The following is a 13,633-nucleotide window of genomic DNA, read 5'->3' as shown; positions in this document are numbered from 1 at the left end:
TCAATTTTAATAATCATAAGACTTTTACTTTCAACCCCTTTAAGAAGAATAACTGCTAATTTTATAAACGCTACCCGTTACTTTAAGTAGATTATTTCACAATCATAGTAAGTTCCACAGAAAAAGACATTAATCCTTCCTGCTGAATCAATGCCTTCACTTTTTGAAATTAACTTTACTATTACTTTTTTTAGTTAACATATAGCTTTGTTTTATCATTTCGTAAATTTCTTCCTTTGGAACAGTACCATCAAGAATTATCGAATTCCAATGGTCCTTATTAAGATGAAATGCCGGAACTACCGAATTGTAAATCTGACGCCAATAGTCCAAAAAACCGGGTTCACATTTCACATTAATCCAAATATGGCCATCTTTTTCAAATATCCACGCAAACACTTTCTTGTTATCTATATGTCGCATTAACGTCCAATTCTTATCGCGAAATGGATAATCCTCATATGTATTACCCATCCCCAAACAGTAACCGATAGCTTCCTCTCTATTTTTCATTGTTAACCTCTTCTCTAACATAATAAACTTGCTAGTTTTTTAATCGCATCCTTAATTATAACCCTTGGACCCTTTATTGCACTAACCAGCCCCGTTTGCTGAAAAAGCTCTCCAAGAGTTGGATGAATACTCTATACATTTTTAGTTAACATAATGAAACATTATAGGCACAAAATAAGTCAATCCAGAAAGATTGACTTATTTTGTTACTCTATATTAGAACTTCTTACTTAAGAGCAAATGTCTCGGCTGCAATGCAAAGATAATAAGAAAGTCCAGTTTGTTGAGACTCAAGCATATTTCTATGAAAATCATCATTTAAAAAGAAGCGTGCTTGTATGGCAAAATCTTCTGCTCTGGTATTATGTCCCTGATTATTTAAGAAATCAATATGTTGTTTTATTAAAGCTTGTACCTTCTCATCATTAAACTTTAATCCTTTCTTAAGCGAATTAGCTAAACCATCCATAAAGTGTTTTGCCTCTAAAGCTTGCTCATTCATTGACTGAACATCAATTTGATTTTCTTTAAGTAAATCGTAGTCATATTTCTCTTTTAGATATTCATTTTGATTCGTCATTGCTTCCACCCACTCTTTTTCACTTTCAAATCCTTTGAACATTTCTGATTTATCCATAATTTCTCCTTTCATGGTGAAGTGAATCGATTCATCTAGTGTCTGAACTAAACGCTTTATTCTTTCCATTCGTGCAAGAAGTAGTTTTCTTTGATCAGACAATATAGATAATCGTTCTGGCTCACCATCCAATAGTTGGTGTATTTTTTTGAGGGGAAAGTCCAACTCTCGATAAAATAAGATTTGTTGTAAACGCTCCAGCTCTTTTATTCCATAGAGACGATAACCTGCCTCACTTATTTTGCAAGGCAATAAAAGACCAATTTTATGGTAATGATATAGGGTTTTTATCGTCACATTTGTTAATTCAGATATTTGTTTTACTGTATATAGCACACTTATCCACCTCGTTTTTCAGTCTAAAGGCTACTCTAAGGTAAAGGTCAATAACTAAATCTATAATTTAGATGAAAATTTTTTTATTAGAAAACCTCTCTCGAATTATGTAAAGAGTTAACATAATCATGTATTATCGGCATGAAAAAAGGATCTTCACTGGAAGATCCATTATTATACACTGACATTGAAGCTCTTGATGGTAATCCAATGGAATTGGCCTCAAGAATTAGTGCATGGGAAAATCAAATTACACGTTCTGGCGCCAGGTGAAAAGTTTAAGGTGTATAGATCTGAAGGAGTTAGAAGTTTGTAATATTTGCAATACTTAAAAGGTTGTCTTTTTTCAAAGGCAAAAACTTTTAAGTTATAATCCCCAAATAATATTACTATGTTTCATAAATTTTTTATATAATAACCCCCAATTAAATTTTTATTGTAAATCTACTTTAACCAGTATTTTTGATCGTAAACGGCTGTTTTAAAGTCGAAAGACTTTGTTTTTTTAATAAACGTCTTACTAAAAAAATGAACATCAATAAAGAAAACACGACAGATACTGCACTTACGGAAAACAAAACTTGGTAGCTAGTGTACTCGGAAACCCACCCTAGTATGATTGCACCTAGTCCGATACCGAGATCGGTAGCAGTCGAAAATGAAGCATTAGCAACCCCAGTTCTTTCTGGGTTAACAAGACTTATTGTTGCCGCTTGAAGAACGGGTTGTGCAGAACCGAAACCAATACCGTACAAGACTGCCGAAAAAATGATACCTAACAAATTGGTCGAAAACCCTAAGACAAGGAGGGCTGAAATCGTAATCACAAGGGCAGGTATAATGACAAACGTCTCACCTTTCCTGTCTGAAAGTTTCCCCGCAACAGGACGGATAAGGACAAGTGTTGCTGCATAGACAAGAAAGAAAGTTCCCGAATTGACTTTAATCGAATCAGCAAACAAAGGTACAAAGGAGGTAATGCCCCCGTAAGCAATAAACAATAAAAAGACTGATGTAGTGATGGGTAAAACTGATTTTTCAAAAAATTCTATTTTCCTTGCTTCAGGTCGTGGTTGGTAAGACATTTTTGCACCTAATGTCAAGAACAGAGATGTAGCAGAGAGCCCTACTGCAATTAGAAACAGTGAATGGTAGGAAAGGTTCTGAGTAACCCATAGACCGAACATCGGGCCAATTGCCATAGCTAGAGTCATTGCCATGCCTGACCAACCCATTCCTTCTCCACGACGCGAGGTTGGAATTAAATCCGTAACCGCGGTAAGAATTGCCGTTGTGGATATACCCCAGATAATCCCTTGTAATATTCTAATAACCATCAAACCAGTAATTCCAACAATCAAATTAAACATGTACATTGATATCGCAAAGAGTAGCAGTCCCGAGACTATGAAAGGTCGTCTACCGAACCGATCCAACAGCCCACCCACAAAGGGACGAAAAACGACGGCAGATAGCATAAATGCCCCCATGGCTAAACCGACCTGCGATTCGTTGCCACCTATCTCCTTGATAAACAGCGGGAGCGTTGGGTACAGCATATAAAATGCAGTGAATAAAAAAAACATCCCTACAGTCATAAGAATAAATGATTTTGTCCATAGTCGTTCCATATTTCATTCCTCCTGGGTTATGGGAATAGTGTTCTTTATTCTTTTTATTAATTACTTATATATCAATAGATTAGGTAACAATATTAATTTATAAATCAACAATTTTCATATACAAATTCACAACGAACAAACTTTCCCATAAACTTCAAAAAAATGAAAGGAGGCATTACACCATAACTTTTTGATAGCTATGTGTAGTGCCACCTTCAATTATCAATCTAAATCTTCACCATTGCTTTTTATTACTTTTTTATACCAATCAAAGGATTTTTTCTTACTTCGTTTCAGAGTTCCGTTTCCATTATCATCTTTATCGACATAAATGAAACCATATCTTTTGCTCATTTCTCCAGTACTAGAGCTAACTAAGTCAATACAACCCCAGGTAGTATAGCCAAGCAAGTCTACTCCGTCCTCTTCAACAGCAGCTTTAAATGCTTTGATATGTTCACGAATATATTCAATTCTATAATCATCTTCAATAAAACCATTTTTATCAGGTGTATCTTTAGCACCCAATCCGTTTTCTACAATAATCAAAGGCTTTTGATAACGGTCATATAAAGCGTTCAAAGTTATTCTCAGCCCAATTGGATCAATTTGCCATCCCCATTCGCTTCTTTTTAAATATGGATTTCGTAATGTTGGAAATAGGTTTGCAGCCGTTTGGGTATTTACTTCTGGATCAGCACTTGTTAATCTTGAGCTATAATAACTAAATGAAACAAAGTCAACTGTATTATTCTTCAGAAGTTCCTCGTCGCCTTCTTCCATTTTTAAGGATATGTTCATTCTTTCCAACATTTTTTTGGCGTAATTCGGATATTCCCCCCGGGATTGGACATCAACAAAAAAGTAATGTTCCCTATCCCTTGTCATTGCTTTCCATACATCTTCCGGAGCACATGTATACGGATAAGTACTTGCGCCTGCAAGCATACAGCCAATCTTAAATTCAGGATTTATCCTATGTGCAATTTCAGTAGCTTTCGCACTTGCAATTAACTGATGATGTGCTGCCTGATACTTTACAGCTTCTTCATTTTCACCCTCTTCAAATACTAAACCTGAACTCCCAAATGGTAAATGTAACAACATATTAATTTCATTAAAAGTAAGCCAATACTTTACTTTATCTTTGTAACGAGAAAAAATGGTTTCACATAATCTTTCATAATAATCAACCATCTTACGATTTCTCCAAGAACCGATTGCCTTTACCAAATGAATAGGTACATCAAAATGAGTGATGGTTACCAATGGTTCTATACCATGTTTTAAACACTCATCAAAAACATTTTCATAGAATTTCAAACCTTCTTCATTCGGTATTGCATCATCTCCATTAGGGAAGATTCGTGTCCATGCGATAGATAATCGGAAACATTTAAAGCCCATTTCTGCAAATAAAGCTATGTCCTCCTTATAATGATGATAAAAGTCTATTGCTTCATGACTTGGATAAAAATGCTGTTCATCACATTCTAACATTTTCATTTTGCCTTTCATTACAGCGACGCGATCCTTTCCTGCCGGTATAACATCCACTGTAGTCAATCCCTTATTCCCTTCAAGATATCCACCTTCACACTGGTTTGCAGCAGTTGCTCCTCCCCAGAGAAAATCTTTTCTTAATCCCATTTTATACACTCCTGAAATCTATTTTTTTATATGATTATGATTTTAGAACTAACAACTCATTGTTGAAATCAATATTTTGGTTACTGTTCTTTACTATCACATCAGAATAATTATGAGTATTCGTAACAATAATAGGGGTTTGTGTTACAAATCCTTCCTGTTTAATTTTCTCTAATTCAAACGTTAATAAAGTCTGTCCTTTGGTAACTCTTTGACCTTGCTCAACGTATGATTCGAAATACTTTCCATTCAGTTCAACTGTGTTCAACCCAACGTGGATAAGTATTTCAACCCCGTCATCTGACAATAAACCTATTGCATGTTTTGTTGGAAATAGTGAAACGATCTCCCCATTAAAGGGTGCAATCACTTTACCTTCACTCGGTTCAATGGCAATTCCCTTTCCCATTATTTCTGAGGCAAAGGCATCGTCTTTTACATCTTTTAATGAAACCACATGCCCTTTAATTGGGTTCGTTATCGTTGTGCTATCAATCGTAATCGTTTTTATTTCTTTGCTATTTTCTAACTGCTTAGGCGTTTCTTTTTCGAACTTTAAACTTAAGAAATAAGTTACCACTGCAGTTACAACGGCTGTAATTACTGAAGCAATTAATATGTTATATAAATTCCAAATGTTTTCTCCGACATAAAGTGGAATAGCTGGAATACCTGAGGCCCCTGTCGCATAACGGGAAACTCCCATTAATCCAGCATAAAGTCCACCGCTGGCTCCACCTATCATTGCAGCATAAAGAGGATATTTTTTAGGTAAATTAACACCATAAAGTGCTGGTTCTGTAATTCCCATCAAACCTGTAATTCCACCGGTATTTGCGATTTGTTTTAATGATTGATCTTTCGTTCTCCAGCCTACTACCAATGCAGCGACACCTTGAGAAATATTTGAAATAATAGCTCCAGGGCCTAGGATATTTTCATACCCTAATGTTGTAATTTGCGCTAACGACAATGGAACAATGCTATGGTGAATACCAAACATAACCAGTATTGGCCATAAAGTTGCAACCAAGAAAATAATTAACCAAGATCCATAGGATCCTAAATACTCAAATCCCATCGCCATATAATCCCCAACAAAAGAACCAAGTGGGCCTAATATAGTTAAAGCTATAATTGCAGTAACAAAAATTGTAATCATAGGTACGAAAATAATCTTAATAGCATCCGGAATTATCTTTTTTACCCCGCGCTCTATATAGGACTGTGCCCAAACAATCAAAAGAATTGGGATTACAGAGGAGCCATAAGAAACAAGTCTCATAGGAATACCAAAAAGGTGAACATCTTCTCCGGCTGTATTTAATTGAATAAAATTTGGATGTATTAATATACCTGCTAACACCATTGCTAAGACAGGATTACATTTTAATTTACTAGCAGCTGAATATGCCAATAAGAAGGGCAAAAAATAAAAAGCAGCATCAGCAATGAAGCTCACTACATAATAGGTCTGTGACTCTCTTGAAACCAAATTAAATAAAACGAGTAAAGCTAAAAGTGCTTTTATCATCCCTGCACCAGCAATAGCTGGAACGAGGGGACTAAATGTTCCTGAAACAAAATCTATAAGTTTGTCTAAAACGCTTACTTTTTCTTTTTTAGAAGTTTTATGGTCTGAATCAGAATGAGGCTTGATATACTTTATTACCTCTTCGTAAACCTCTTCAACGTGCGTTCCGATAACTACCTGATATTGTCCGCCACTTTCTATAACATTAATAACTCCATCTAACGTTTTAAAAGCTTCTCTATCAACCTTATCATTATTATTTAGAACAAATCTAAGCCTGGTCATACAATGAGTAAGTGTTGATACATTATCACTTCCACCGATATTATTTACAATTTCTAGAGCTAGGCTTTCGTATTTTTGACTCATCATTTCCCCTCCAAACTTATTGCAGATTTATTATTCTTTATCCCTCTTAAAACCCTAAAATTGGACCTTAACTTTTCCTTATTCATGAATAGTAGAGCAATTTCTTATCGATAAGACCTTAACATCCTTAATATAGCAAGAATACCAAAGTATAACTAATACCTATATTACATGTATGACTATGCCTATAAGGCATAGTTTTTAATAATAAAGGAAAGATAAGATGGATAAGGAAAATGATTAAATTAAAAAAAGCCAAAACCATTTATTAGTAACGGTTTTGGCTTTTTTTTGTATTAATAAAACTTATCTATTTCATAAGTCTCTTTCATAAATTGAATAAATCTTGCGGTAGTTGGAGTAAAAACTTTCGTGTTTTTCCAAATAAACAAACAGCTTGAAGTATATTCAGGGGAAAATGGCCTAAAGCAAGTATTTTCAATACCTCGAATCTCCATTACACTCTCAAGACAGATAGCATATCCTAAGTGCTGTTGTACGAGTGCAGCAGCGTTATATATTAGATTATACGTTGCAAAGATTTGCAAATTATCGTAACGATTACCAAACCAATTTGCTATCTCTTGTTGGACGACTGGTCGATTCGGAATAATTAATGGTAAGCCAACAACATCATCTGGCATGACATATTCTTTCTTAGTAAGCGCAGCATTGTTAGGCATAAGAATCCCCCATCTTTCCTGTTGAGGCAGCCTAATTGAATCGTATTTTTCAATATTAACTGGCGTTAATAAAAGACCAATATCTAGTAAACCTTTATCTATCTTTTCCCTAATATCATTCGCATTTCCAGTGTAGAGATTAAATTTAACTTGCGAGTATTTTAAATAAAAAGTTTTTATTAGATTAGATAAAATTTGTGAAGCCAATATAGACTCTACACTACCTATAGATATTGTCCCGGAAATATGGTTCTGTCCAACATCTCTTTCTAAATTATCCATTAAAGTAAGAATTTCTTCTGCTCTTTGAGATAAAAGGACACCGTCCTCAGTCAATGTCACTCTTCTTTTTCCTCGTAAAAAGAGTTGTGTACCTAATTCTTCTTCTAATTGCATCAGTTGCCTGCTAAGTGTAGGCTGAGTTATATGTAAAATATCAGCCGCACGACTTATATTTTCTTCACGAGCAACTGTTAGAAAATATCGAAGCATCCTTAATTCCATGCTGTTCCCCCATCACTTTAATACTTATACCTAGCTCTCACTTTCCCACATTTTCGTTACTTTCATACTATCGTTATACATCATCATAGTATTTAACTGTCAATAAGCATTTGTCCTTCTAGGATCAATACCCCGTTATTTTACATATAACTTTTCATCAATTTGTGTAATTACGCCATTAAATGTAGTTCTCTCTCAATCTCCTTATATCTACTCTAGGTGGAAATCCAAACATTCGTGAATATTCTCTACTAAATTGTGATTGACTTTCGTAACCAACCCTAAATGCAACATCAGCTATATCTGTTGATTCAGCTAATAATAAACGTCTTGCTTCCTGCAATCTCAGTTGTTTTTGAAACTGAATAGGACTCATTGCCGATACCTCTTTAAAATGTCGGTGTAGCGATGAAACACTCATATTCGCTATTTCAGCAAGCTCTTCAATTCGAAAAGACTCTTCATAATTATTGATTATATGGTCTATAACGTCTCTTATTCTAGAGGCATTGCTACCTTCTAATGCCATTTGTTCAAGCGCTTCGCCATGTGGACCTTGTAAAATCCAATAGATAATTTCTTTTTTAAATAATGGAGCAAGAACAGGGATATGCTTCTGATTTTCTAATAAAGAAGCTAGTCTGATTACTGCATCATACAAAGAAGGTTCTACTTCACTAACAAACATAGCTCGTTTAGTGTTCTTTCCCTGTCCTAATTGAATATCTATTTCATTTAATACTTCTAAAACTTGGCTCGGTGTAAATTCAAGTTTTAGAGCTAAATAGGGCGATTCTGTTGAGGCTTTAATCACTTGTCCTGTAACTGGCAAGTCAACGGATGCCACAATATAATTGCCAGGACCGTACAAAAAGCGTTCCTGTCCTAATAATACCTCCTTCTCTCCTTGGAGGATAATGCAAAAAGACGGCTCGTTAACTCTAGAAATAGGTTCAGTAATAATGGATTCACGGATGAGAAATAAAGATGGAATAGGTGTAGGGTGAACCCCGTCCTTTTTTGAAAAACACTCAATAAGATTAGCGAGTTCATATTGCTGTTTATAGGTTTTCTCAGACATAACGTATTCTCCTTTTTCTTCATCCTCGGTTTATTATATCTGATATTCATTGAATGAGTAAGACGGATGAGAGGATTAGGCAAAAACTTGATAGTAATGTGATAAGGGTTTGTTTAATTTTTATGACATACCGTTATAAAAAAAGCCCTTGAGATAGGGATTAATTTTTTTGATACAGCAAATGTATACTCACTAGGAACAAGTGAGGAATATCTTGGACGAGCTCTGAAAGATTATGCGAATCGTGATGAAGTCGTAATAGCGACAAAAGTACACGGACAAATGCATAAAGGTCCAAATGGTTCGGGACTTTCTCGAAAAGCAATCATGTGTGAAATTAATAAAAGTCTTAAGAGGTTGGAAACGGATTACGTAGATCTTTATATCATCCACCGTTGGGATTACAATACCCCTATTGAAGAAACGATGGAAGCATTGCATGATGTGGTGAAGTCTGGAAAAGTAAGATACATTGGTGCTTCTGCCATGTATGCTTGGCAGTTCCAAAAGGCTTTACATATGGCTGAAAAAAATGGTTGGACGAAGTTTGTCTCCATGCAGAACCACTTAAACCTAATCTACCGTGAAGAAGAACGAGAAATGTTACCTCTTTGTAAGGAGGAGAAAATTGGTGTCACTCCATATAGCCCTCTTGCATCAGGGAGATTAACGCGTGACTGGTCAGTAACAACACATAGGTCTGAGACAGACCAGGTCCAAAAATCCAAGTATGATGCGACTGCTGATGCCGACAGATTGGTTGTGGAGCGAGTAGCATCCATCGCAGAAAAACATGGTGTCCCTCGCACACACATTGCACTTGCTTGGTTATTACAGAAAGAGACAGTAATAGCACCAATTATCGGTGCTACGAAAATATCCCATCTTGAAGATGCTGTAGGTGCTTTATCGGTTAAGCTAACACCCGAAGAAATTACGTTTCTTGAAGAGCCATATGTACCACATCCAATAGTTGGTTACAACTAAGTGTTTTGCTGATAAATAAAAGGAAACCCAATCTTCCATAATGATAAGGTTGGGTTTTTCTTCTATACTTGGATTAAGTAACTCTGTTTATTTAAAGTTTAATTCAAATTCAAAGAAGATCTTTAATATTCTCTAAAATTAGTGGGCACATATAATTTGAAACTGTACAATGTTATATAAAAAAACAAACGAATCCAATTACGGACTCTTTGCTTAAAAATTTTTTTTCATTTTACTATAACAGTTACTAAATCAGTTTGACCAGCGAGTACAGTTTGCTCGTCTAAAAATTCTAGACTAAAGCGATCATCCTGTGAGTTTGTTATAACGAGAATAACAAGGTCACTGGAAGCATGCTGCTTAATGTAAGTCAAATCTACTTGAATCATAGGTTGACCTTTTTCTACCTTTTGTCCTTCTTTAACTAACACCTCAAAACCTTTTCCTTTTAAAGCAACTGTTTCTAAACCAATATGCACAAGCACTTCTATACCATTTTCCGATCGTATTCCGAAAGCATGTTTTGTTTCTTCGCTAAGTTGAACAATTTCACCATCTAAAGGAGCAACTACATTCCCAACTGCAGGTTGTACAGCTAGTCCCTCTCCCATCATTTTCTGACTAAATACTGGGTCTGGTACATTTGCTAACTCAATAACAGTTCCATTAACTGGACTTGTGATTTGCTCAACGTGTTTTTTTCGAAATAAGCTTTTAAACATAAACTTGACCTCCTCTTAACATTTGTTCTACTTTTCTAGCTCGTTCAGCTTGTTCCATAGCTATGTTTTCACCACACCCAGTGTAAGACTTAGGATTAAGCATACTTTCAACTTCACCTTCTGTAAAAGAAGATTTAATTTCTTTATCTTCTAACAATGCATGTTTAAAATCTTTTGCTTCTCTCTGGACTTTGATAGCTTTTTCATAGACAATAGAGTGCGCTTTATCTTTTCCTAACCTTTTAGCAAGTTGCATCATAACGTATTCACTATTATCTAACCCCTTATTCAAGTAAGCATTTTCTAACATTTTCTCTGTGTTAACATAGAGGTCTCTTGTTAATTCCTCTGCACGCAACAAAATCTCGGTTGTTAACTCAATTGCTTCCTCAAGTACTGCGTCAAACAGCATGTATTGACTACTATCACCTTCATAAGGCCTTGCAGCAGAGTTTAAGCAAAGTTGGGGTAGTGAATATAACTTCTGTGAGTTAGCAATAATACCTTTTGAAAGCTTTGGGTTAATTTTGTGTGGCATAGTACTTGATCCAACTGTTCCATTGGTAAAACCCTCCATAACTTCACCAATCTCTTCAAGAGACGTTGAATATACTTCTTCAGCGATTTTATGAAAAGCACTTGAAAGTAAAGATAATGCCATGATGTATTCTGTTTTATGACTTGTTATATTTCGAGATGGAACAGGCATGGAGCCAAGACAAAGGTATTCTGCAACCTTATTTTGTACTTCCCTTCCAATCTCTCCAAATGAGTTAAACGATCCAACAGCACCACCCATCATCACCTGAAAAGTGCGCTTTGAAACTTCGTTTAAACGATCAATGGATGCTATAATGTCACTAATCCAAACGGAAACTTTGTATCCATAAGTTATGGGAATTGCATGTCTTCCGTGCGTTCTTCCAGGCATCACTGTACTCTTGTTTGCTTCTGCCAAATCGGCTAAATTTCCTAAAATATCCGCTAGAACGATTTTGAATTTTTCATGTACTTTAGACACTATTAATAATTGTGCTGTTTGTTGTATATTTTGAGTGGTTACTCCGTAGTGTACATATTTACCGCTCTCCTGATCACATGCTTTAACAAGCATTTTGAGAAATGGTACAAAACCATGACCAACTTTTTCTTGAAGATTTTCCATTTCTAATAAATCAATATTTCCTAGTTTTGCTGCCTTTTGAATATTTTTTGCTGCTTCTTTTGGAATAATATTTAATTCTCCTTGAGCTTTTGCCAATGCTGCTTCTACTTCTAACCATGCCTGATATTTTTGTTCTTTATTTAAAAAGGAACGAATTCCGTAGTCATTCATTGATTTTGTTTTAGAATCATATAGTGCTCTCATCTACTAATCTCCTTGGTGTTTATTTGGTTTTTCATGGAATCATCAACAGCATTTCTAATAAATTCAACATGTGGGCCAAATACTACGTGTATATGATTCTTTTGTGCCATAAACGTACCTGATGTTCCTGAATCTTTCAGTTTTTCTTGATCTACCTTTTCATCATTTACTAAGTCTACTCGTAGTCTTGTAACACAATTATCAACATTTTTAATATTTTCTTTACCACCCAATCCTTCAATTACAATTGATGCAATTTCAGGATATCTTTTTTCCTTTAACAAGTTAACATTTCTTATCACTGCTTCTCTGCCTGGTGTCTTTAAGTTAAATTTTGTAATAGCAAATCTAAAAGCAGCATAGAAAACGACAAAGTTAATAATCCCTAAAACTACAAGTTGATACCAATTTGTGTTTTCATAAAGTAAACCGAATATCCCAAAGTCAAAGATGGTTCCTCTAATATATCCAATTGACACATCTAAAAAGCTTAACGGCAACGCCATAATTCCACTTAAAACAGCATAAACAATGAATAGTACAGGAGCGATAAATAAAAATGTAAACTCTAATGGCTCAGTGACATTTCCTAAAAATGCAGTTAGTACAACTGTAATAATCGTCCCTTTAGCAATGGTTTTATTCGAAGCAAAAGCAGTATGATACATCGCTAAACCTATGGCTGGGATACGAAATAAGGTTATTAACATTTGTCCCGAAGCTAGATATTTAGTTAAATCCGGCATTAATCGATCCCAACTTTCATGAGAAGGCCCTAGATCAAAAAGAATTTTATTTGTCGCATTTAAAATTCCGATATAATTCTGTCCATCGATCATATAAACTCCGCCGGCCTCAGAAAAACGAACAATGGATGCAAGTACATGATGAAGACCAAATGGTATTAGGGCTCGGTGAGCAAACCAATATACTCCTACACCGTAATATTCATTCAAAAAGATAAATGATATGCTCAATAAGAACTGAGTAAAATATCCCCATATAAAAGGTATAATAAGTCCAACTGGTATCATAATTAAAAATGTGATAATCGGAACCGATTTTTTCCCTCCGAAAAAGGCAAATGCTAAAGGTAATTCCAATTTATAAAAGCGGTCAGCAACTTTAGCTGCTATTAGCCCAGCAATAATCCCCCCAAATGCATCAATGCGCAAAGTTTGTATTCCAAGAATAACACCTTGACCCACTCTAGATAATTTTTCTGGATCATTTTCTAAAGTACCTGTAACAGTTAAATAGACATTCATAACTATCATTAATGTTAAATAACCCAACACAGAAGCAAATACAGCGATACCTTTCTCATTTTTTGACATTCCATAAGCAACTCCCATTGCAAATAAAAGAGGAATGTTGTTAAATACAACTGATGAAATATTACCTAAACTACTTATGATGGTTTGAATAATGGTATGATCTAAAAAAGGTAGTTTCTCGATCATATATTCTTGGCCAAGTGCGCCAGATATCCCCATTATCATACCAATTGGCGCCATAACGGCTATGGGTAATAATAAAGAACGGCCAAATTGTTGAATAATGTCTTTTAATTTCATTATGTTCTTCCTTTCTCTCTAGGTTGATTTTAAGTATAGATTTGAAATA

The 13,633-nt window shown here is 35.1% G+C and carries 10 protein-coding genes and 1 pseudogene; 1 reads left to right on the top strand and 10 read right to left on the bottom strand.

Annotated elements, in window-relative coordinates:
- Nucleotides 1-156 precede the first annotated feature (156 nt).
- From WQ54_RS07755 to WQ54_RS07725, 7 genes are all read right to left on the bottom strand, one after another.
- Nucleotides 157-513, bottom strand: coding sequence for an MmcQ/YjbR family DNA-binding protein (locus tag WQ54_RS07755; protein WP_046514406.1), 357 nt, complete (start codon nucleotides 511-513; stop codon nucleotides 157-159).
- A gap of 226 nt (nucleotides 514-739) precedes the next feature.
- Nucleotides 740-1,486 carry a MerR family transcriptional regulator gene (locus tag WQ54_RS07750; RefSeq protein WP_046514404.1) on the bottom strand — a complete coding sequence of 249 codons (747 nt, stop codon included), beginning with the start codon at nucleotides 1,484-1,486 and terminating at the stop codon, nucleotides 740-742.
- Between the two features lie 449 nt (nucleotides 1,487-1,935).
- Nucleotides 1,936-3,117 carry an MFS transporter gene (locus WQ54_RS07745; protein WP_046514402.1) on the bottom strand — a complete coding sequence of 394 codons (1,182 nt, stop codon included), beginning with the start codon at nucleotides 3,115-3,117 and terminating at the stop codon, nucleotides 1,936-1,938.
- Nucleotides 3,118-3,330: 213 nt separating this feature from the next.
- On the bottom strand, nucleotides 3,331-4,758 hold the full coding sequence (locus WQ54_RS07740; protein WP_046514401.1) for a 6-phospho-beta-glucosidase: 1,428 nt from the start codon (nucleotides 4,756-4,758) through the stop codon (nucleotides 3,331-3,333).
- A gap of 34 nt (nucleotides 4,759-4,792) precedes the next feature.
- Entirely contained in the window at nucleotides 4,793-6,664 is a 1,872-nt protein-coding gene (locus WQ54_RS07735) for a beta-glucoside-specific PTS transporter subunit IIABC (protein ID WP_231597472.1), read from the bottom strand.
- A 293-nt stretch (nucleotides 6,665-6,957) separates the two neighbouring features.
- On the bottom strand, nucleotides 6,958-7,848 hold the full coding sequence (locus WQ54_RS07730; RefSeq protein ID WP_046514398.1) for a LysR family transcriptional regulator: 891 nt from the start codon (nucleotides 7,846-7,848) through the stop codon (nucleotides 6,958-6,960).
- Nucleotides 7,849-8,026: 178 nt separating this feature from the next.
- On the bottom strand, nucleotides 8,027-8,929 hold the full coding sequence (locus WQ54_RS07725) for an AraC family transcriptional regulator (protein WP_046514396.1): 903 nt from the start codon (nucleotides 8,927-8,929) through the stop codon (nucleotides 8,027-8,029).
- Nucleotides 8,930-9,061: 132 nt separating this feature from the next.
- Here WQ54_RS07725 and WQ54_RS07720 point away from each other — a divergent pair.
- A pseudogene (locus WQ54_RS07720) lies at nucleotides 9,062-9,916 on the top strand (aldo/keto reductase); the annotation flags it as partial.
- Between the two features lie 227 nt (nucleotides 9,917-10,143).
- Here WQ54_RS07720 and WQ54_RS07715 read toward each other — a convergent pair.
- The 3 genes from WQ54_RS07715 to WQ54_RS07705 are packed head-to-tail and all read right to left on the bottom strand — an operon-like array spanning nucleotide 10,144 to nucleotide 13,584.
- Entirely contained in the window at nucleotides 10,144-10,638 is a 495-nt protein-coding gene (locus WQ54_RS07715) for a PTS glucose transporter subunit IIA (protein ID WP_046514392.1), read from the bottom strand.
- Entirely contained in the window at nucleotides 10,631-12,007 is a 1,377-nt protein-coding gene (locus tag WQ54_RS07710) for an adenylosuccinate lyase family protein (RefSeq protein WP_046514389.1), read from the bottom strand. Before WQ54_RS07710 ends, WQ54_RS07715 begins: the two co-directional genes overlap by 8 nt.
- Nucleotides 12,004-13,584, bottom strand: a complete 1,581-nt coding sequence (locus tag WQ54_RS07705) for a PTS transporter subunit EIIC (protein ID WP_046514387.1) — start codon at nucleotides 13,582-13,584, stop codon at nucleotides 12,004-12,006. The genes WQ54_RS07710 and WQ54_RS07705 overlap by 4 nt, the downstream gene beginning before the upstream one ends.
- Nucleotides 13,585-13,633: the final 49 nt, after the last annotated feature.

The organism is Bacillus sp. SA1-12, assembly GCF_000981385.1.
In the GTDB taxonomy this organism is placed as follows: domain Bacteria; phylum Bacillota; class Bacilli; order Bacillales; family Bacillaceae; genus Metabacillus.
Note: the sequence above shows the minus strand (reverse complement) of the source record. Positions and strands in the feature narration are given on the sequence as shown.